17 protein-coding genes are annotated in these 21118 nt (G+C 48.8%); 11 read left to right on the forward strand and 6 right to left on the reverse strand.

Annotated features, from left to right (window positions below; all coding sequences use genetic code 11):
* The first annotated feature begins 77 nt into the window (after positions 1 to 77).
* The 3 genes from MK185_10690 (at position 78) to MK185_10700 (ending at position 3888) form a co-directional block, all read left to right on the forward strand.
* Positions 78 to 1538 (forward strand): thiol oxidoreductase, encoded by a 1461-nt coding sequence (locus tag MK185_10690; protein MCH2041089.1) that lies wholly within the window; start codon positions 78 to 80, stop codon positions 1536 to 1538.
* 79 nt (positions 1539 to 1617) lie between these two features.
* Entirely contained in the window at positions 1618 to 2781 is a 1164-nt protein-coding gene (locus tag MK185_10695) for a DUF1513 domain-containing protein (protein ID MCH2041090.1), read from the forward strand.
* Positions 2782 to 2796: 15 nt separating this feature from the next.
* Positions 2797 to 3888, forward strand: coding sequence for a hypothetical protein (locus tag MK185_10700; GenBank protein ID MCH2041091.1), 1092 nt, complete (start codon positions 2797 to 2799; stop codon positions 3886 to 3888).
* 89 nt (positions 3889 to 3977) lie between these two features.
* Here MK185_10700 and MK185_10705 read toward each other — a convergent pair whose 3' ends face one another.
* Positions 3978 to 6374, reverse strand: a complete 2397-nt coding sequence (locus tag MK185_10705; GenBank protein ID MCH2041092.1) for a DNA polymerase II — start codon at positions 6372 to 6374, stop codon at positions 3978 to 3980.
* Positions 6375 to 6437: 63 nt separating this feature from the next.
* Here MK185_10705 and MK185_10710 point away from each other — a divergent pair, with 63 nt between their 5' ends.
* Positions 6438 to 6785 (forward strand): pentapeptide repeat-containing protein, encoded by a 348-nt coding sequence (locus tag MK185_10710; protein ID MCH2041093.1) that lies wholly within the window; start codon positions 6438 to 6440, stop codon positions 6783 to 6785.
* 131 nt (positions 6786 to 6916) lie between these two features.
* A complete protein-coding gene (locus MK185_10715; GenBank protein MCH2041094.1) occupies positions 6917 to 7699 on the forward strand; it encodes a cyclic nucleotide-binding domain-containing protein in 783 nt (260 codons plus the stop codon).
* Positions 7700 to 9133: 1434 nt separating this feature from the next.
* On the opposite strand, the gene MK185_10720 is transcribed toward MK185_10715, so the two are convergent.
* Positions 9134 to 9910 (reverse strand): ATP-binding cassette domain-containing protein, encoded by a 777-nt coding sequence (locus tag MK185_10720; protein MCH2041095.1) that lies wholly within the window; start codon positions 9908 to 9910, stop codon positions 9134 to 9136.
* Positions 9904 to 10899 carry an iron ABC transporter permease gene (locus MK185_10725; GenBank protein MCH2041096.1) on the reverse strand — a complete coding sequence of 332 codons (996 nt, stop codon included), beginning with the start codon at positions 10897 to 10899 and terminating at the stop codon, positions 9904 to 9906. The genes MK185_10720 and MK185_10725 overlap by 7 nt, the downstream gene beginning before the upstream one ends.
* A 64-nt stretch (positions 10900 to 10963) precedes the next feature.
* Between MK185_10725 and MK185_10730 the strand changes: the two genes are divergently transcribed.
* Positions 10964 to 11299, forward strand: coding sequence for a Rieske (2Fe-2S) protein (locus tag MK185_10730; GenBank protein MCH2041097.1), 336 nt, complete (start codon positions 10964 to 10966; stop codon positions 11297 to 11299).
* Positions 11300 to 11390: 91 nt separating this feature from the next.
* On the opposite strand, the gene MK185_10735 is transcribed toward MK185_10730, so the two are convergent.
* Genes MK185_10735 through MK185_10745 form a run of 3 tightly spaced genes read right to left on the reverse strand, consistent with a single transcriptional unit; the run spans position 11391 to position 13559 of the window.
* Positions 11391 to 11594, reverse strand: a complete 204-nt coding sequence (locus MK185_10735) for a hypothetical protein (GenBank protein MCH2041098.1) — start codon at positions 11592 to 11594, stop codon at positions 11391 to 11393.
* 40 nt (positions 11595 to 11634) lie between these two features.
* The gene (gene sfsA / locus MK185_10740; GenBank protein ID MCH2041099.1) at positions 11635 to 12366 is read right to left on the reverse strand and encodes a DNA/RNA nuclease SfsA; all 732 of its coding nucleotides are present in this window, start codon (positions 12364 to 12366) and stop codon (positions 11635 to 11637) included.
* Between the two features lie 5 nt (positions 12367 to 12371).
* Positions 12372 to 13559 carry a pyridoxal phosphate-dependent aminotransferase gene (locus MK185_10745; protein MCH2041100.1) on the reverse strand — a complete coding sequence of 396 codons (1188 nt, stop codon included), beginning with the start codon at positions 13557 to 13559 and terminating at the stop codon, positions 12372 to 12374.
* Between the two features lie 239 nt (positions 13560 to 13798).
* On the opposite strand from MK185_10745, the gene dksA reads away from it, so the two are divergent.
* The 5 genes from dksA to MK185_10770 all read left to right on the forward strand — a co-directional run bounded on the left by dksA (position 13799) and on the right by MK185_10770 (position 19994).
* A complete protein-coding gene (gene dksA / locus MK185_10750) occupies positions 13799 to 14230 on the forward strand; it encodes an RNA polymerase-binding protein DksA (GenBank protein MCH2041101.1) in 432 nt (143 codons plus the stop codon).
* 178 nt (positions 14231 to 14408) lie between these two features.
* Complete coding sequence (gene gluQRS, locus MK185_10755) at positions 14409 to 15305, forward strand: tRNA glutamyl-Q(34) synthetase GluQRS (GenBank protein ID MCH2041102.1); 897 nt, start codon at positions 14409 to 14411, stop codon at positions 15303 to 15305.
* Between the two features lie 192 nt (positions 15306 to 15497).
* A complete protein-coding gene (locus MK185_10760; protein MCH2041103.1) occupies positions 15498 to 15674 on the forward strand; it encodes a hypothetical protein in 177 nt (58 codons plus the stop codon).
* Positions 15658 to 18591, forward strand: a complete 2934-nt coding sequence (locus MK185_10765; GenBank protein MCH2041104.1) for an ATP-binding protein — start codon at positions 15658 to 15660, stop codon at positions 18589 to 18591. The genes MK185_10760 and MK185_10765 overlap by 17 nt, the downstream gene beginning before the upstream one ends.
* Positions 18588 to 19994, forward strand: coding sequence for a sigma-54 dependent transcriptional regulator (locus MK185_10770; GenBank protein MCH2041105.1), 1407 nt, complete (start codon positions 18588 to 18590; stop codon positions 19992 to 19994). The genes MK185_10765 and MK185_10770 overlap by 4 nt, the downstream gene beginning before the upstream one ends.
* Positions 19995 to 21118 lie beyond the last annotated feature (1124 nt).

Consider the following 21118-nt stretch of genomic DNA (forward strand, 5'->3'; position numbering starts at 1 on the left):
TGGGTTTACAGAAAAGCCGGGCATAGCCCGGCTTTTCTGCTATCTGAAAGTAGTAACCTGAACAACCGAGTAACGTGATGAGAGCACACCTGATAGCTGGTATAAGTCTTTGTTTACTGGCAGCGTGCAACCTTAATAATAATCAACAATACGCTCCCTCCCTCAACCCGGACGAACAACTACCCGGCGGTGCAACCACTGTTGCAACCACTCCTTTTATCAGCTTTGAGCGACCAGCAGCCAATCTCCCCGGTGAACTGAAGCCCGATTTTCACGCCGGTAAAGCACTGGCAAACCAACCCTGGATCAAAGCACCGACCGTAACCGCTATGCGCGACGGTTTAGGACCGTTGTATAACGCCCGTACCTGCTTAATGTGCCACATTAAGGGTGGTAAAGGCTTTGTTCCCGATTCGGGTGAGATTCCGGCGTTAAGTTCCCTGGTGCGTTTAAGTATTCCGGGCGACGCCAGTGAACACGAAGGTGCCGTACCACACCCGGTATATGGTGATCAGATTCAGGGACAATCCACGTCGTTAGCCCATCAGTTGCGTCACTCACAAAAAGATAACGATCTGTTAAAACATGATATTGCTCCGGAAGCCTACGTCTTTATCGACTGGCAAATTTCAGAGTTTCGCTATCCGGACGGTAATCTCGTTACTCTGCGAAAACCGCAATTACGTTTCGAAAAATTGGGGTACGGCGAGCTGGGCGATACCACGATGACCAGTCTGCGTGTTGCACCAGCCCTTCAAGGCATGGGTCTGCTTGAATTAATTCCGCAGCAAGATATTGATGCCCTGGTGGATACAGACGACTCAAACAAAGACGGTATTTCAGGACGAATTAATCACGTCTGGGATATCGAGAAAAAACAAACCGTCGCGGGTCGCTTTGGCCTGAAGTCGAATAAACCCTCGATTAGAATGCAGGTCGCCGGTGCCTTTAATGGCGACGTGGGTATCAGTACTACGCTGTTTCCGAATCAACCGTGTAGCCCTAAACAATTCGCGTGTTTGAATGCACCAACCGGTAACGACGTACAAAATGTCGAACTGGCAGATGATTTATTGGATCTGGTAGTGAATTTCAACCGTAACTTGGCGCCGGTTGCCCGTCGCAACGCTAATGACCCTCAGGTATTGCAAGGCCGTACCCATTTCTATCAGGCAGGCTGTCACCAGTGTCATAACCCGAGTTTTATCACCGCAGAAAGTGAAGAACGTCCGCACCTGGGAGAACAAACCATTTGGCCCTATACCGATTTATTGATTCATGACATGGGTCCTGAATTAGCTGACGGGCGCCCGGATTTTGAAGCATCCGGTTCAGAATGGCGAACCGCCCCGTTGTGGGGAATCGGCGTGCAGGAGCAGGTTAATGGCAGTAAAGCGTTATTACACGATGGTCGCGCACAAACCATTGAAGAAGCGATTTTATGGCATGGCGGTGAAGCCGAAGGTGCCAAGTCGCGCTTTATACAGTTTGAAGAAGCCAAGCGCGAAGCGCTCATTGCATTCGTTAAATCACTGTAAGTTGATTTGAGTACGATATTTAAAAGACAACGGACTGGTAAAATTTCAGCCCGCTTTTCCGCTAGAAAGGTTATTTGTTATGTCAGATGATCAAAATCGTCGTCACTTTCTGAAGTCAATGACAGTGGCTGGTATTATGCTGCCAGGTCTTGGCTTGAGTACAAGTGCCGGTATTTGGCAAGCGCACAAACAATCCAAACCAGATCAGTATGAGCGCTGGGTCACCGCGCAGGGCAAAACACCTGAGCAGTACGGTATGGGAGCCATTGGTCCGGTTCAGGCTAATGCCATTAATGTCTCCAGTAATTTCCGCGGTCATGGCATCTGCCAACACCCCATACTGCAGCACAAAGTTGTCATGGTATCGCGCCGTCCCGGTACGGTTGGCCTGGAAGTGGATTTACTCAGCGGTGAGAGCCAGGAATTTCACAGTCCGGCCAATCATCATATGCAGGGGCACGGCGCATTCAGTGCCGATGGCAATTTATTATTCACCAGCGAGTCAGATTTTCAGTCCGGTGCCGGCAAGATTATTGTCCGGGATACGCAAAACTATAGCGTTGTTGCTGAATATTCCAGCTACGGCATCGGTCCCCACGAAATTAAGCGCATGCCGGATAACACAACGCTGGCCGTTGCTAATGGCGGATTGTTAACGCATCCGAAGAGTGGTCGAAAAGTTCTCAATCTTGATTCGATGCGTTCAACTTTGAGTTACATCAACATTAGTTCCGGCGAGTTAATCAGTGAGCACCGGGTGTCGGAAAATAAGGCCAGTATTCGTCATTTTGATATCGCGAATGATGGTACCGTCGCTTTTGGTATGCAGGTTCAACGCAGTGCCATGTCGGATAACCATCTGGTACCACTAGCTGGTGTGCATAAGCCCGGAAAAGATATTGAGTTATTGCAGGCGCCGGAAAGCTTAACTGTCGCTTTAAACGATTATATGGGCAGTGTTGCTATCGATTCCCACAATCGCCTGGCAGCCTTTACCAGTCCTCGTGGAGACCTGGCCATGTTCTGGCATTTGGACGATTTGTCATTACAGGGATACCACAAATTCCACGACGTATGTGGCCTGGCTTTAAATGTCAGTGGCAGCCATTTTGTGCTATCCAATTCGGCTGGCAAATTACGTCAGATAGATACCAAAACGCTTCAGGAAGATCGCGATCTGCGCCTTGATTTTCCTACCATGGCCTGGGACAACCATATGATGTCCGTAAGGTTAACCAGTTAAATATCAGGTAATATTATGTTGAAACATACTTCAAAATTAATTGCGACTGTTACCACCGCGACATTACTTAGTTCTTGTGGTTCTGAGTCCAGTACCCGAACTACTGAATACTCCGGTCTGAATCAGGCGCTCAGCCAGGTCATTACTCTGGTCGTTGAGCCTGCAGCAACAAATTTTTTAAACCAGGCCAGACAACTGGATAGCCTCAGTGATGCATTTTGTAGCACAACTACCGAAGCGAATCTGTTAGCGGTCCAAAACCAGTGGAGGGCAACCGCGAAATCCTGGTACGAATTATTACCCTACAATTTCGGGCCAATGATTAATGACGAAGTCCTGCCTGAATATATCTTTATTGATTCTCTCAGACTGAGAGGTACCAACTATACGCAGACAGTGCGTAACGATATTGATTCAATGCTGGCAGCCAGCAGTGCATTAACGGACACAATGTTCACAAATAAGAACTTTCAGTTTGTTGGATTACTTGCAACTGAGCTGGCAGTTTTTGAACGCGCAAGTGACCACAATACAGAAATCGGGAATATCCTGTCCGATTTCACCACACAATCACGAAAATGCCAGATACTACAGGGCTACACAGGGCAACTTGTGACACGCGCAGAAAATATCTCTAACGGCTGGAGCAGTAACTACCAGAATACCGGCTCAAGTTACCGTAACTTATTGCTCAGTGGTGACCTGAACCAGATCGCCGGAGAAGACAGCAGCAGCACCAGTGCAAAGTTAATTACATCAACAAACGAATATATGGATTACGTTCATAAACGTACCATTATTAATGATGTGGCGGTGGTATCTGGTTACACCTGGAACCTGATGTTAGCAGGCCTGGAGTCCTTTGAACGAATGGTTGAAGGCAGCGCAGCTGGTACAACTGAAAGCTTTGCCAATATTCTTGAAAAAAACGCAGCTAATGATTTAACGGTTATCCGTAATAATATTACGACAACCAAAACAGCGATCAGCGAGCAAAACGCAACCAACTTCTATGCTGCTACACTGGCGTTGGATGGTAATATTAAACGTGAACTAAAGGATGGTCTGGGTATCGATGTGGGCCTGAATTTTTCAGACGGTGACTAACATCAGTCTGATTAAAGTCTTCTGAAATAACCCGAAACGGCTTGCCGCATCGGGTTATTTTTTATCGGTTTTGAAAGAATCTCTGCTTATCAGAACAACGTCATCTGTTGCCCTGCCATTTCAGCAAAGCTTTCACCGGTAAAATGAAAAATGGCATCGGCTACCGGCAGCATTTGTTTTTCCAGATAGTGACTGTAGTCCACGGCAGTATCATCCACCTCGATGGGTTGCGGGCCGTTCTGGCAAATACGATATTCAATCCAGCCACCGCGCTCAGAAAATCGTGCGGGCAACCCCTGAAGCCGACGCCAGGTTTCCAGTTTAGCCGCCGCCTGGGCATGTGGAGGAATATTCTTCTGATACGCAGCCAGTGGCCGACGTAGACGTTTTCGATAAATCAGCTGCTCATCTAATTCACCGGCAATCAGAGCTTTCACCTGTTGTTTGACCCAGTCTTGATATGGCTGTTTAAAAAACACCCGGCGGTATAGCTCTTTCTGAAAATTACGGGCTAACAGTGTCCAGTCGGTTCTGACGGCTTCCAGTCCCTTAAAAATCATTTCAGCATCACCTGTCAGGTGATCTCCAATCAATCCGGCGTAGCGCTTTTTACTGCCGGTCTCTTCGCCACGAATCGACGGCATAAAAAACTGCTGGTAGTGAGTTTCATATTCCATTTCCAGATAGCTTTGAATACCAAATTCACATTGCAGGCGTTGCTTCCACCAATCATTGAGTTCAATCGCCAGATTTTTACCAATTTCATCCGCCTGTACAGAGCTAACCGATTGTTTTAACCAAACGAATACGGAATCGGTATCGCCATAAATAACATCATAACCTTGCTGTTCAATCCATTGACTGCTTTCCAGAATAATCTGGTGTCCACGCTTGGTAATGGAACTGGATAAGCGAGTATCGTAAAAACGACAGCCTTCCGACCCTAGCACGCCGTAACAGGACGCCATAATAACTTTAATGGTTTGAGACAAAGGCTGGTTGTTCTGTGCTTTGGCTTGCTCACGCCATTCTCCGAGCTGACGAATAAGATCAGGCAGTACGTTTCTCTCCTTGTGAAAAATGCCATCAAAGAATCCATTGACTAATTGCTCCTCACTCTCGCCGCACCATTTAGCTTTTAAACCCTCGACTAATCCCATCGGATCGATTTTAAAGGTGCGGATAATCGACGGATACAGGCTTTTAAAATCCAGAACCAATACGTGCTCAAATAACCCAGGGCGTGAATCCATCACATAGCCACCCGGACTTTTTTGTGCGTGATAGCCTTCCTCGATATTTGGTGCTACAAATCCCTGACGGTGCAGACGCGGTAGATACAGGTTTTCGAAGGCGGCTACCGAACCCCCCATCCGGTCCATGGTCAGTCCGGTCATATGACTGCGTTCTATCGCAAAGTTGTAGAGATCGGCTTTTTCGAAAATACGCCACACCAGTTCACAGTCTTTCAGGTTGTAATTTGCCAGTGCTTTTTTATCGGTTAAAAACAGGTGCTCAATATCACCTCCACGATCTTCCCCATGAAGCAGCTTACCGTCGCCAAGAAAATGTCCGGCTACCGCATCCAACGCAAAACTTTCGAACTGATACGTTGCATTCTTCAACAGATCAATACCATCCAGTACAACTCGACCAGCGATGTGCAGAAAAATCCGGTCGGTATTAAGTTTGCTGGCACGCCAAGATAAATTTGTCAGGTCACGACCAATAGCAAAGTCGATTTTGTGTTCAATGAACTTTCGCCGTAAAAAACCAAAATCAAATTGGATAACGTTCCAGCCGATCATGACATCCGGGTCATAATCCGTGATTATCTCAAGGAAACGTTTTAATAACGTCGCCTCATCAGCAACCATTTCAAGTTGGTTATCCGACTGCTCAGGCTCACCAATCATGACAACGTGCTGAAAGTCATCAGCGTAAAAGCCAATTGAAAATAACCGGTCAGGCTGTCCGCGACGTGGAAAAGAGGTTTCAATATCGATGGATAACGCTTTTAAATCTGGCTGAAAGCGAGTGGGTTTAAAGCGCGCCTGATCAATCTGGCGATAACCCATCGCGTTGCGCAACTCTCCTGAAATCAATGCAGCGCCATACACAAAGCGCTCCATCAGGAAACGATCGGTTGGGCGAACATCCACTTCACGACAGATAATACCCTGTTCGGCAAGCACATCGCGCCAACGGTAAACATAATGATGCGGTAAATAGCAGGCTGCGGCAGGCTGGAAGTCGAACGATTGCATCGCCAGAGCTTCAACCCGGACGGGCCAGTTCAGCGTATCAGCAACCTGCTGCGCCCTGGCCAGTTGCTGAGCATCGATAAAGCACACCGCTGGTTGTTCGACATCAGTACGCAGGGGGCCATCTTCGCTTCGCCACCAAAAACTCAGCCGGGTTTGTCCGGTAACCGGGTCCTCGTCCCAGGATGACGTTAATAAAAAGGCAGAAAGCACCGGACTCATGAATTTGTTTCTATACTGAACATCAGATGGAAAGACCGATCAGTGTAATTAAGGAGAACATGTATGACCACTCCCAGCATCAGCCAGGACCCAATGTATCAAATGCTGCGTAACGACGATGTCAGTGGCTTTAACCAGGCAAGGGAACAAGGCCAGCAATGCGATTTGCGCAACTGCGACTTGCGCGGTCTGGATTTGCGCAATCTTAATGTCGAAAACATGGATCTGAGTGGTGCCTACCTCCGTGGAGCAGACCTGCGCGGCATCGATTTTCGCAGCTGTATTCTTGATGGCGCCAGCCTCGCCGACGGAAAAATCAGCGGCTGCTATTTTCCGGTTGAAATTTCAGCGACAGAAATACTTTTATCAGTAACCCATGGTACCCGATTGCGCCATCCTGTTGAAAAATAGGTTTTTTTTACTGCCTGCTGTCGGCTTATGGCAAATAACCTCCGCTTGCAGGTTCAAGCAAGCCAGCTTTTACGGTACATTGGGCTTAAAACGACTCCACTTCATAGCCAAGAGCACCATGAGGGAAAAGCATGTACTTGCCGGGTAAAACATCCGATGCCGTCGAGCAATTGCTTCACAGACTGCGCCAGTTAACCACTGCATTACTGGAAGGCTTTGATCTGCAGCAGGAGCCAATTACCCTCGAAGGGGTCGATAATCTTTATGAGCTGTTCGACAAGGACCAACTGTTTTTAGTTCAGGATGGCATGCTGCATTTCTGCAAGAACGGCCAGAACCTGGCAAGCTTTGACGAAGGTGACATCGTTGGCATCTCGACCTCCTTCGACATGCCCGCGCCAGTCTTGCGATCAGACGAATATGTGCAACTGGTTCCGGTTGATCGTGATCGATTATTGCGACACATCTACTCCGATAAACGGCGTCAGCATTACTGGAGCCATTTTCTGGTCTGCCAAAATTCCTTATTGCTGGACTACCTGTCAGATATGGCCAAAGACCAGGTTCGCCCAACCGCTGGCTTTCAGAACATCAGCGAGGGCGAAATCATTATTGCCCAGGGAGATGCAGCTGAGCACGTTTATACCATCATTACCGGCGAAGCGGATGTCTTCGTCGATGATGTGAAAGTCGGAGAGATTGGTGAAGAAGAGGTGTTCGGTGCCATGGCTGTGTTCACCAAAGAGCCGCGATCAGCCACAGTGATAGCCCGCACACCTTGCACGATCATGGCGGTACCACAGGAAGATTTTATTTTGTTAATAGAAGCTCAACCCCAGGCAGCAGTAAATCTGATTGAAAACCTGGCCCGGCGCATTACTGCGCTGAATCAGCAGCTGATCGAAAAACACTGACTTGCACTACCCGTTTTTAAAGCCCGCCTTCGGCGGGCTTTTTTGTGCAAAAAAGCCGTGATCTCGGTAAAAATGTACCTTTTTACGCCATTGCTAAAAATAAATGAGAATCACTATTGATTTCATTAGTGAGAATCACTATTGTTTGCATATCGGCGTTAGAGATAGCGCTGAAGTTCACATCCAGACTCATCATCCGGATGGTGATCTCTCTCATCAAGCTAATCACGGTTGCTTGCCCCTCTCTCTTCGGAGATGAGGGGCGTTTTTTTATCTTCAGTTCACAGAATCACACTTTCTTTTCGCCAGTCTGTATATGGTCGTCTTCTTTCTCAGTATTTTCAGTTTTTCGAGATGGTTAATTAACAAACAACCATCACTCTTTAGAACCTTTTTAATAATATTTCTCATTTAATCCTTGCAACTTAAATGATAATGGTTATTATTTGCATGTCGGAGCCAGAGATGGCATCGGTGTTCAGCATCCTGACTCATCATCTGGATGGTGATCTCTCTCATCAAGCTAATCACGGTTGTTTGCCCCTCTCTCTTCGGAGATGAGGGGCGTTTTTTTGTCTGTCATTCACGTAATTTTTGATTCAAAACAAGGACGTCTGTAGCAACTTTCAAGCTGGTTGATAATTAACCACCTGTAAGTTCCAATGATTCATTCGAGAATATTTCTCATTTAAAACTTGCAACTTAAATGATAATGGTTATTATTTACATATCGACGCCAGAGATGGCATCGGTGTTCAGCATCCTGACTCATCATCTGGATGGTGATCTCTCTCATCAAGCTAATCACGGTTGTTTGCCCCTCTCTCTTCGGAGATGAGGGGCGTTTTTTTGTCTGTCATTCACGTAATTTTTGATTCAAAACAAGGACGTCTGTAGCAACTTTCAAGCTGGTTGATAATTAACCACCTGTAAGTTCCAATGATTCATTCGAGAATATTTCTCATTTAAAACTTGCAACTTAAATGATAATGGTTATTATTTACATATCGACGCCAGAGATGGCATCGGTGTTCAGCATCCTGACTCATCATCTGGATGGTGATCTCTCTCATCAAGCTAATCACGGTTGTTTGCCCCTCTCTCTTCGGAGATGAGGGGCGTTTTTTTGTCTGTCATTCACGTAATTTTTGATTCGAAACAAGAACACCTCTGGTAACCTTCAGATTGATCAACAATCAACCAATTGTAAGTTCCAACGATTCATTCGAGAATATTTCGCATTTAATGCTTGCAACTCAAATGATAATGGTTATTATTTACATATCGACGCCAGAGATGGCATCGGTGTTCAGCATCCCGACTCATCATCTGGATGGTGATCTCTCTCATCAAGCTAATCACGGTTGCTTTGCCCCTCTCTCCTCGGAGATGAGGGGCGCTTTTTTATCTGCCTTAGGCACATCTCGATCCAGATCAGATCCAGCTTAAAACGCCTTGCTCTAATCGTGTCTCAACCTGAAAAACATCACTGACTTTCTTCGCGGTAAGTACTTGTCCCGGCACACCATCAGCGGTCAGCTGACCACATGACAGCATTAAAACACGATCGGCGTAACGCAACGCCAGGTTCAGATCGTGCACCACCATTAATACCGCCTTGCCTTCTGCTTTCAGCTGCTGAACTCGCTGAATACACTGGCGCTGATGCCGCAAATCCAGCGCACTTAATGGCTCATCCAACAACCACAAACAACTTTCCGCCTGATGCACCTGTATCCAGCTGCGAGCAAGCTGCGTGCGTTGTTGCTCACCACCGGATAACAAACGTACTTCATGGTCAGCCAGGTATTCAATATCCCAGTCGCTTAAGGCCTTCATGGTCAAATCACGCAGTGCGACAACAGAATGACTGTGAGCCAAACCGCCCAATTCAACCACTTCTCTCACACTTAACGGAAACCCCATCTGGCTTAACTGAGGCACCAGAGTGATGTGTCTGGCCCATTCTTCGCGGGTCCAGCCTGAGGAGTTTTGCTCAGCAATGGTTACAGAGCCAGTGTCTGGACGGGTCAGCCCTGCTAATAAACTCAGCAAAGTCGATTTACCAGCGCCGTTGGGACCAACCAACATGGTTAACTCGCCGGCTTGGAGTTCGAAGCTGATATCCCGCAAGATATCAGCGTTTCCCTTTTTCAGGCCGAGAGCAGAAACCGTTGTTACGACAGGACACTGTTGCTCTGCAGTTACCATGACAAACGCCTTTTCTCGCGTAATAACAAACTGATGAAAACCGGCGCTCCCAAGAGGGTCGTGACAATACCAATCGGCATTTCCGCCGGAGCAACGATGGTTCTGGCCAGGGCATCCGCTGCCACCAGCAAACAACCACCGATAACAACAGCAAGCGGTAATACCCGCTGATGAGCCGCGCCGGTCAGTAACCGGGCGATATGAGGGCTGATTAAACCAACAAAACCAATCACGCCACTGGCCGATACAGCAATTGCTACCATCAAAGCCACCCAGATCACCGCACGCCATTGCATGTGAGTCACAGAGACACCCAATGAACGCGCTTCCACCTCTCCCAGCAATAATGCATCCAGTTGGCGCAGTCGTTTCGGCCAATACATTAATGCCGCCACCAACACCCCCGTCAACGCACAGATCCAATACCAATTAGCACCGGATAAACTGCCCAGTGACCAGAAGGTGATTTGGCGCAGTGCACTGTCGCTAGCCATATACGACAGCAATCCAATGAGCGCATGAGCCAGAACATTGATGGCAATACCGGCAAGCACCAGAAAACTCATTGCGTGCATAGAAGCACCACTCAGACCCATCCGCATCACCACGATTAAAGCCAACATGCCACCGAAAAATGCCATCGTCGGTTGCAGCCATAATGGCAATGGCAGGGTGGAGCTGATGACCACAAAAGCAGCCGCTGCCACTGCCGCTCCTCCGGAAACACCAATCAGGCCCGGATCGGCTAATGGATTTCGCACCACCCCTTGAATCAGCACACCCGCCCACGCCAGGGCAGCCCCAATCAGGAACGCCATCAACACACGAGGCAAACGAATATGCAGCAGAATGGTCTCACCGGCATTTTCTTCCAGCAACCAGTTGAGGCTTTGACTACCCGACAACACCCCCAAAATAAGAAACACTGCAGGTAGCACCAGACATAATGGCAAGATATGCTGACGGCGAATTAAAGCAGATTGGCTCAATATCACATCCTTAAAACGTTCGATATCTGGCCATAACAGTAATCATCAGAATAAGGCCAGGCAGATGACAAATTGGCAGACATTGTGCCACATCGACGCAATAGCGGAAGGACAGAGTAAGGGCTTCGAAACAGACGGCCAGCCAATATTTGTCGTGCGCCAGAAAACCCAATACCACGTCTACCATAACTCTTGTCCACATCTGGGCATCAACCTGGAATGGCAGGACGATCAGTTTCTGGATATGGATGGCCAGTTAATTCAATGTGCGATGCACGGTGCGTTGTTCTTGATTAATACCGGGATGTGCATAGCTGGGCCTTGTCAGGGACAAAGATTACAGGTTGTTGAGCACAGAATTCGTGAGCAACAGCTGGAAGTGCGCTTATCGATGGAATAAACCTGAACAACTCGTCCTGTAACATCGGGTCGATGATTCGTACGGTAGCGTTCTGATGATGCTTCAAAAAACAAGCTGTTCAGGTTTAGTATTATTTATTCAGCTTCTCTTCAATATTGTCTTTCAGATCATCAACCGTATCTTCAATCAGATCGGCACCCGCATCTTTCATCTGTTCCAACAGAGAGTCAGACTTAAACGGATTGGAAAGAGGATCGCGGTCATTCATCACGTTGTACATCACAGCACCACCCGCAGCGGCGCCAATAATCAGAACCAATAACGTACGTTTCATAAAATTTCCTTTTACACTGTTGAGAACGCTCAGGATTACTCTAGAGCAGAACCGGAATACGGCGCTGAATCGCCATGCCGTTTTCTCCGAAGTCTACCCGATAGGCTAATACTTCAACACCCTGAGCCACGACTTCACGTAAAGCCCGAGCATATTTCGGATCGATTTCATCCGCCGGACGAACCCGTTCGATACCTTCGTGCGGGACACAGAAAAATAACACCGCACGATAACCTTGTTGATGTAGCGCCAATAAGCGCTTCAGGTGCTTTAAACCACGATCGGTCACAGCATCAGGGAAAGACCCCAAACCCGGCTCCCCGGTCAGCAGCGTCACACTTTTTACTTCAACGTATGCTTTGGATTCCGGATTATCGGACGCATCGGCATGCAATAAAAAATCCAGCCGACCATCTTCAACTTTTGGCTCCCCCTGAACACTGCAGTAACCTGTCAGTTCAGTAATGACGTTATTTTTCAGCGCTTCGGCCACCAGCTGATTGGCGCGAGCGGTATTGATGCAGGCCCGGTAATAACGCTCTTCGGCAGTTTGCTGAACACCAACCCATTCCCAGCTGTACTGATATTTACGCTTTGGATTCTGGCTGTCCGATAACCATACCGGCCAGCCCGGTTCTGCACAGTTTTTCATTGAGCCGGTGTTCGGGCAATGAACGGTAATATCAGAACCATCCTCAAGGCGCACATCCGCTAAAAATCGCTTATAGCGTTTGAGGAGTTCACCTTTGATGAGTGGCAAATCATAATGCATGACGGTTATTTCTCCTGGCGCTTTTGTAGCCAGTCAGAAAGACGTTCAACCGCTTCTTTTAATCTTGGTAATTCTGTCGTAAAAGCAAAACGGACATGAGTATTAGCCTGGTAGTCTCCAAAATCGACACCAGGTGTAAAAGCCACACCGGTTGCTTGCAGCGCTTCTGAACAAAACGCCAGGCTGTTTTCGGTGAATTGGCTGGCATCGGCGTATATATAGAAGGCACCTTCGGGCTTAACCGGAATATCAAACCCAAGCTCTGGCAATGCGGTTAGCAAGAAATCGCGGCGTTGCTGTAATTCCTGTCGCCGCTGTTCGTAAATCTCCATCGCTTCCTGATCAAACGCAGCCAGCGCGGCAAACTGTGCTGGTGTAGGTGGCGCCAAAAATAAATTCTGAGCCAAGGTATCCAGTGTGGGCACCCAGCTTTCAGGCACGACACACCACCCCAGGCGCCAGCCTGTCATACCGAAAAACTTAGAAAAACTATTGAGAACAACGGCATCATCCGCAACAGATAAAACGGTTTGTGGCTCGCTGTCGTAATTGAGGCCCTGATAAATTTCATCAACCCACAGCTCCCCCTGGCCATGCTGCTCACGCTTCTGCCTGACAGAATCAGACAAAGCGGCCATTTCATCCAGAGACAATACCGTGCCGGTCGGATTCGCGGGACTGGCTACCAACGCCACCTTGGTATTTGCCTGCCAGTGCTGAGCGATCAGCTCAGGCGTCAGTTGATATTTACTCTCCGGACCCGCGGCAACAAGCTGACCGTGAGACTCAAATGTGCGAGCAAAGTGTCGATTGCATGGATAACCAGGATCAGCCAGCAACAGACCATCATTCACCTCCAACCGCGCGGCGCTTAACAGCAGTAAAGCGCCGGATGCACCGGGTGTCAGTACAATACGTTGCGGGCTCACGCGAACACCAAAACGGCTGTGATAATACGACGCTATTTTTTCACGTAGCTGCGGTAGCCCCAGAGCTGGCGTGTATTTAGTGTTACCAGCCTGCAGCGCGGTTACCGCGGCATCAACCATCGGCTGCGCCGTTGAAAAGTCTGGCTCACCGATTTCCAGGTGAATAATATCTTTTCCCGCCAGCTGCATGGCCTGAGCTTCCGCCAGAATGGCCATAACCTGAAAAGGCTGTATTTGTTGACTGCGTTGAGTGGAATTTACCATACAAAGGTACTACTTTAGTCAGGTTAAGACAGGGAAAACCGCGTGAGGGCGCGTATTGTGCCAGAAGAAATGCCAACCGTAATCAAATTCAACGCAGAAACAGTTGGCGCTGACGATGTTATCTGCTAATTTCCCCGCCTTGTCATTTGGAGCGCCCCTCTCAAGCAGCGCATGAGGCGCAAGAGGCGCATGGACCCGAATTACCGGTTATCCGGTTTACCAGGTGAGGCAGTAAAACCATGCCAGAAAGTAAAGAATTTGCTCTGACCAACTTCACTCCGTACCAGCCGGCTGAAGGCGAAGAGTATATGAGTGACGCTCAGCTTGAACACTTCAACAACATCCTGCTCAACTGGAAGCAAGAGCTGATGGAGGAAGTTGATCGCACGAAAGAGCACATGCAAACCGAGCTGAACAACTACGCAGACCCTAATGATCGTGCCAGCCAGGAAGAAGAATTTAACCTGGAGCTGCGTACCCGCGATCGTGAGCGTAAGTTGATCAAGAAAATCGACAAAACTATCGATAAAATTGACTCCGGCGACTACGGCTACTGCGATGCCTGCGGTATCGAAATTGGTATCCGCCGCTTGGAAGCACGGCCAACCGCCGATCTGTGTATCGATTGTAAAACCCTGGCTGAGATCAAAGAGAAGCAGCTGGGCGTATAGTTGGGTTGGGCGTTTAGCTGGCATCGCAAGCCTTTTACTAAACGCTCGACTGAACCCTTTTCACCACCGGATCTGCGGGCTATTCTTGGCAACAGATCCAGTGGTAATCCATTGCTGCTGTTGAAAATCAACCCAGACGATCTTGTAGCTTCATCATATTTCTACTGTTGAATCTTGTATGCTTGCGCCATATATCGGTCGTTTCGCTCCCTCACCCACCGGTCCGCTGCATTTTGGATCTCTTTTAGCCGCGCTCGCCAGTTATCTCGATGCCCGCAGCCAAAATGGCCAGTGGCTGGTTCGGATAGAGGATCTCGACCCTCCCCGGGAAGATCCGAACGCTGCTGATCAGATCCTGAATATTCTTGACGCCTATCAGCTTCATTGGGATGGTGACGTTCGTTATCAGAGTCAACGTACCTCAGCCTACCAGGCGATTCTCGAGCAGCTAAAACAGTCCAACCATGCCTTTCCTTGTGGCTGCTCGCGTAAACAGTTGGCTGGCCAATTGCATGACGGCATCTGCCAGCTTCCCGAAAATCTGAAAGAACGCGGCGATTACGCTTGGCGCTTTTGTGTTGGCCAGGGGCCGCGCAGTTTTATCGATGGCTTACAGGGTGGATACTGCGAATCACTGGAAAACGACATTGGCGATTTCGTACTGAAGCGCCGCGATGGCCCCTGGTCATACCAACTGGCGGTGGTTGCCGATGATGCTGATCAGAGAATTACTCATGTGGTACGTGGCATCGACCTGATCGACTCCACTATTCGTCAGCAGTGCCTGCAACAAGCGCTGGATTTTCCGGTACCGCATTACGCGCATATTCCGGTAGCGGTTGAGCGCAATGGCCAAAAGCTCAGCAAACAGAATCTGGCCACCGCGCTTCAGCCGGATGAATCCGGTAACACCCTTTGGAATGCCTTGCTGTGGTTGCGCCAGTCTCCACCAACTGAGCTGAGAAATTGTGGCAATGAATCGGTATTAAAGTGGGCAATCACTCACTGGCAACAGCAGAAGCTTAGAGGAATCAAAGAAAATCCGGCACCGCTGGAATTTTTACGCCACAATTAATCCGATTCAACAACCGGAATTCGGTCAGACCTGCCAATATGCTACTCTGCACCGCCTTTACCGTGACATGGCAAAGCCGAGGCTGAGGGAGCCACCGAATGACGACTCTCTGATCCGGCAACAGAAAGCCGATATGAGTCAGTAGCTTTCTCAAACTAATCCCGACACTGTTAGTTCAGGAAATAACAATACATGTACGATTATCGCCTCGGCTTATTATTGCTGGTTGGTATTTACTTATTCTCACCCATCATGATGGATTGGTGGCTTGACGAAAAAGGTGCCTGGTACAAACCTTTCGCCATCTGGTTACTACTGATTGGTCTTTACATCTGGATGAACATGAAGCGAGGTGACGATGAGCTTTAGCCTCGGTCAGCTCGGCCTGATTATTCTCGGTTATCTTGGTGCTCTGTTTACCACAGCTTATGCGGTAGAACGCAACTGGGTGCCACGGCGTTTAGTGCGCCACCCGATTGTCTACATCCTATCCTTGGGTGTCTATGCCAGCGCTTGGGCATTTTACGGTTCGGTAGGTCTGGCCAATCAATACGGTTACGGCTTCCTGGCGTATTACCTGGGTATTTCCGGCGCTTTTGTGATGTCGCCCATTCTGCTGCGGCCATTGTTAAATATCAGTCGGATCTACCAGCTCAGCTCTTTGGCAGATTTATTAGCATTCCGATATCGCTCCCGCTTGGCTGGGATGTTGGTTACCTTATTTATGCTGGCCGTTGTAATCCCAATGCTGACCCTGCAGATTCGCGCCATTGCCGATACTTTGCATATTCTGAACAGTGAATGGAAAGCACCTCAGCTGGCGTTCGGTTTCTGCCTGATCATGATCCTGTTTGCGGTACTTTTTGGCGCTCGGCATGTTTCTCCGCGAGAAAAACACGAAGGTCTGGTGTTCGCCCTCGCATTCGAGTCCCTGCTGAAATTATCGGCCATTGTTGTTCTCGCTTTGGTCGCTCTGTTTGGCGTATTTTCAGAAGTGGGTGGACTGGAGCAATGGCTCATCAATAATCAGGAAAGTCTGAACCAGCAAGTCACGCTGCAGGAAGGCCCCTGGCGTACCCTGTTACTGGTGTTTTTTGCCGCCGCTGTGGTGATGCCGCATATGTTCCATGTGACGTTTACTGAAAATGCAAACAGTCAGGCGCTGCAGCCTGCCAGCTGGGGATTCCCATTATTCTTGCTGGCCATGGCAATGGCTGTTCCACCGATTCTGTGGGCGGGCGTGTACCTCGATATTGATCTACCGGCTGAATACTTCGCCCTCGGCATTGGCATGGAGCTGGAATCGCCCTTCCTGGTCATCCTTACTTTCCTCGGTGGCCTGGCTGCAGCATCCGGCATCATTATTGTAATCACCATTGCAATGGCGGCCATGTTGCTCAATCACGTGGTACTGCCGTTGCATAAGCCCAGTCCGCGCGCAGATTTTTATCGTTGGCTGCTGTGGGTTCGCCGGAGTCTGATTGCCGCCATTCTGTTACTGGCATATGGATTCTATGCCGCTGTTGGCGCCGACCTGGATCTGAATCGTCTGGGATTATTGGCCTTTGTTGCTGCGGTGCAATTCCTGCCCGGTGTTCTGGGTCTGTTGTACTGGCCAAAATCCAATCGCAAAGGTTTCCTGTTCGGTTTGATTGCCGGTATTGTCGCCTGGACTTACTCAATGCTGCTGCCATTTTCAGAGCTGGCACTCGGCTGGAATGTGCCGCTACCGCTGCCGCCGGTCGACGAAAGCAACTGGCACCTGGCTGCCCTTGCCTCCTTTGCCGCCAACCTCGGTTTGTTTGTATTGATCAGCATTACAGCGCGTCAGAAGCCATCGGAGGTTTCTGCTGCGGAAGCCTGTTCAATTGATACCGTTTCACGCCCAACCCGACGGCCTTTGATCGCCGGTACTTCCAATGATGTAATTGTGTCACTCAGTAAACCACTGGGAAGATATGTCGCTGAACGAGAGGTGTACCAGGCATTATCCGATCTGGATCTGCCGTCTTACGAGGATCGCCCTTATGCTCTGCGTCGTCTGCGGGCGCGACTCGAAGCCAATCTGTCAGGTTTGATGGGCCCGACCGTCGCCCATGACATCATCAGCCGCTATCTGCCATTCCAAGCAAACGCCGAACTGAGTGAAGACATTTACCAGATTGAACAACGCCTTGAAGGTTTCCATGACCGTTTAAGTGGTCTGGCCGGGGAACTTGATAATCTCCGTCGTTATCACCGTCAGACACTCGAGCGACTGCCTATTGGTGTCTGCTCGCTGGCAGACGATGGGGAAATTCTAATGTGGAATCAGGCAATGGTTGATCTCACCAATATTGACTCCGGTGAGGTCAGCGGCTCCCATCTCGATCGCTTGCCTGCCCCCTGGAAAAAACTGCTGAGTGATTTTGTTGCCAACCAACAAATGCACGAGCATAAAAAACGCCTGGAAATTGATGCCCGACCACGCTGGTACAGCTTGCACAAAGCCTTGATCCAACCGTCTGGTGATCAACCTGGCGGGATCGTGGTATTGATGGAAGATCAGACAGACACGCAACTGCTGGAAGAAGAGTTGATGCACAGCGAACGGCTTGCATCCATCGGCCGTCTGGCGGCCGGTGTCGCCCATGAGATCGGTAATCCAATTACGGGCATTGATGGCCTGGCACAGCTGATTCGCTACGAAACAGACAACCCGGATTTGCAGGAGATGGCAAACCAGATTCAGGAACAGACCAAACGCGTTACCCGTATTGTTCAGTCACTGATGAACTTTGCCCACGCCGGTCACCATTCCACCGAGCATGATGCGGTCAAAGTCGCCCACTGTATTGATGAAGCCATGCAACTGTTGCGTCTGAGTAAACGCAGTCAGGATATTGAATTCTTAAATGAATGTTCACCGGAGCTGCTGCTGCTTGGCGACGCTCAGCGCCTGGTTCAGGTATTCGTCAATCTGTTGAGCAACGCCAGAGATGCCAGCCAGCGCGGTGACCGCATTCGTGTTACGGCGGAAGCCGACGAACACCAGGTGGTTCTGCGTGTTATTGATCAGGGCCACGGTATTCCGGAAGATAAGCTGGATCATATCTTTGAGCCTTTCTTTACGACCAAGGAAGTGGGCAGTGGTACCGGTCTGGGTTTGGCATTGGTTTACAGCATTATTGAAGAACATTATGGCCATATCAGTATAGAAAGCCCGGTAACTGAAGATCGCGGAACCTGTGTTAAAGTCAGTTTGCCGCGTTATACCCAAATTGAAGAAGTGGAAACCTCTGCATGAGCCAGATCTTAGTCGTTGAAGACGAATCCATTATCCGCCTGACTCTGCGCAAATTGCTGCAACGTCACCATCATGATGTTACCGATGTGGATAACCTGGACGATGCTAAAGCGCAGAACTTTGAACATTTCGACCTGGTGATCAGTGACTTACGATTACCTGGCGGCGACGGTACTGAACTCATTGAGTTAGCAGGTAACACACCGGTTCTGATTATGACCAGTTATGCCAGTCTGCGTTCGGCGGTCGATGCCATGAAGATGGGCGCCGTGGATTACATCGCCAAACCGTTTGATCATGACGAGATGATTCAGGCGGTGGACCGCATTCTGAAAGAATCTCAAATAAAAAGTCAAAGTGGTCAGCAAAGTCCGGCCATGCAACAAGAAGTCAGTAAAGAGTATCCGGTAAGCGGCATCATCGGTAGCTGTGAGCCGATGCTGCTTCTGTTTAAAAAAATCAGTAAAGTTGCCCGTACCGATGCCACCGTGCTGATTCAGGGCGAGTCCGGTACTGGTAAAGAGCTGGTTGCCAAGGCGCTGCACAACCAAAGCCGACGTGACAGTGCTCCTATGATTTCGGTGAACTGTGCGGCCATTCCGGAGACTCTGATCGAATCGGAGTTGTTCGGCCATGAGAAAGGGGCGTTTACCGGTGCAGCGGCGCAACGCCAGGGTCTGGTAGAAGCTGCCCATGGCGGCACTCTGTTTTTGGATGAGATTGGTGAATTACCGCTGGAGGCCCAGGCTCGGCTGCTGCGCGTATTACAAGAAGGCGAAATTCGTCGTGTGGGTTCAGTGCAGAGTCAGAAGGTCGATGTTCGACTGGTCGCGGCAACCCACCGCAACCTGAAAGAACTCTCGAGCCGCGGTGAGTTCCGCGAAGATTTGTATTACCGCCTGAATGTTGTTGAACTTCATCTGCCGCCACTGCGTGACCGTGGTGATGACGTTATCGAGCTGGCTCAGGCGATGTTAAAACGTGCCTGCGAAAAAATGGCACAGCCGGACATGACTTTCAGCGAGGAATCACTGCGCAGTATTCGCCAGTATCAGTGGCCGGGTAACGTACGTGAACTGGAAAATGCTGTTGAACGTGCTGTCATTCTGGCCGACGAAGACGAGCCCATTGCGCCGGAGTTCCTTGGAATCGATATCAGCAGTGATCGGTATGTCAGCCAGACACTGCAAGATAATCTGCTGCAAAGTGAACCTTACGGGCCAGTTGATACGCAAGAAGAACAAGGCGATCTATCGTTGGATGACTATTTCGTTCACTTCGTACTGGAGAACGAAGCCAACATGACAGAGACCGACCTTGCAAGAAAACTTGGCATCTCACGTAAAAGCCTGTGGGAACGCCGCCAACGTCTGGGTATTCCCCGTAAGAAGGGTAATAAATAGTGTAACCATAGGGTTACACTCCCCCCTATATTCAGTCATACCACGCCATCCCTGGTAACACTTGACGACAATCTTACGGATTCAAGCTTATAGATCTTCAGATGAATATTTATAAGTTATTGTTTTTTATGGATTAAATCATTCATCACAAAAATTGGCACAACTTTAGCTTTACCTACGTCAACTAATAACAACAACGCCCACAACAATAAAAATAATAAGGTGAGCGACGTGGTGACAACGGTTACTAACATGGCCCAACAATAAAAATAAAAAAGGGCCTTGAGTCCGAGCAATAACAATAATAAGCCCCAACTCGACGATAGCTGATTCCTTTGGTTGTGCATGGCGCAAGTAAAGCAATCAGCTTTCTTGTTTCTGACTTCCAGAAAATTTCGATATCGCCGTCAAAGTTCTCCTTACTGACCTTGAGTTCAGGCATCTCGTCCATTCCTGTCCAAACACGTTACACAGTGTTACCTGCGACCGCAAAGTGTTACCCCTAGGAGCAAAGCACAGTAACACTTTGGCCTAAAAAGTTGAAAACACACCGTCAATAAATCATAAGTCATTGTTTTTTATAATAATTTCTATTTTGGCATGACCAGTGCTTTAGCTATCGGGTAGTTTTGGCGCACTAATAAAAATAACAAACGCCTGGAACTGAATAGCGGGCCTGATAAAAATAATATTACCCGTGAAGAAACGCCTCGATAATAAAAACAACAGAGGTGGAGTCATTGACTCAACGTCATGAGTTCATTGTTTTGGGTACGCAGTTTTGGCGGTACCCATAAAAATAATAAAGGTGAAAAGCCGGTTTACTCAAAACAATGAACTCACCAATCTTACGCATCCACACCGACCCACAACAGAACCCGCACCATTTAAGAGTCAGCCGCGCAACGTGCATCTCTGACTGACAAGACAGCCAATCCAACAACAACTGTTCATCGATATAGGGTCAACACCGACTGGAAGCGTCGTTTAGTGTTCTACCCTCGGGGTAAGCAACCATTATTGCGCCAAATTCTCTGTTCATATGGCAGACAAACACGGATTACACATCCCCAATGACAGAATTCGTCCACTCCTGTTACGCAGTGTTACTGAAGTTACACATT

It is taken from the genome of Saccharospirillaceae bacterium (assembly GCA_022448365.1).
GTDB lineage: Bacteria > Pseudomonadota > Gammaproteobacteria > Pseudomonadales > Oceanobacteraceae > Bacterioplanoides.

Bases quoted from the DNA above. Each gene is read 5' to 3' on its own strand.
- MK185_10690 (MCH2041089.1), top strand. From the start codon at position 78: ATGAGAGCACACCTGATAGCTGGTATAAGTCTTTGTTTACTGGCAGCG.
- MK185_10695 (MCH2041090.1), top strand. From the start codon at position 1,618: ATGTCAGATGATCAAAATCGTCGTCACTTTCTGAAGTCAATGACAGTG.
- MK185_10700 (MCH2041091.1), top strand. From the start codon at position 2,797: ATGTTGAAACATACTTCAAAATTAATTGCGACTGTTACCACCGCGACA.
- MK185_10705 (MCH2041092.1), bottom strand. From the start codon at position 6,374: ATGAGTCCGGTGCTTTCTGCCTTTTTATTAACGTCATCCTGGGACGAG.
- MK185_10710 (MCH2041093.1), top strand. From the start codon at position 6,438: ATGACCACTCCCAGCATCAGCCAGGACCCAATGTATCAAATGCTGCGT.
- MK185_10715 (MCH2041094.1), top strand. From the start codon at position 6,917: ATGTACTTGCCGGGTAAAACATCCGATGCCGTCGAGCAATTGCTTCAC.
- MK185_10720 (MCH2041095.1), bottom strand. From the start codon at position 9,910: ATGGTAACTGCAGAGCAACAGTGTCCTGTCGTAACAACGGTTTCTGCT.
- MK185_10730 (MCH2041097.1), top strand. From the start codon at position 10,964: ATGACAAATTGGCAGACATTGTGCCACATCGACGCAATAGCGGAAGGA.
- MK185_10735 (MCH2041098.1), bottom strand. From the start codon at position 11,594: ATGAAACGTACGTTATTGGTTCTGATTATTGGCGCCGCTGCGGGTGGT.
- sfsA (MCH2041099.1), bottom strand. From the start codon at position 12,366: ATGCATTATGATTTGCCACTCATCAAAGGTGAACTCCTCAAACGCTAT.
- MK185_10745 (MCH2041100.1), bottom strand. From the start codon at position 13,559: ATGGTAAATTCCACTCAACGCAGTCAACAAATACAGCCTTTTCAGGTT.
- dksA (MCH2041101.1), top strand. From the start codon at position 13,799: ATGCCAGAAAGTAAAGAATTTGCTCTGACCAACTTCACTCCGTACCAG.
- gluQRS (MCH2041102.1), top strand. From the start codon at position 14,409: ATGCTTGCGCCATATATCGGTCGTTTCGCTCCCTCACCCACCGGTCCG.
- MK185_10760 (MCH2041103.1), top strand. From the start codon at position 15,498: ATGTACGATTATCGCCTCGGCTTATTATTGCTGGTTGGTATTTACTTA.
- MK185_10770 (MCH2041105.1), top strand. From the start codon at position 18,588: ATGAGCCAGATCTTAGTCGTTGAAGACGAATCCATTATCCGCCTGACT.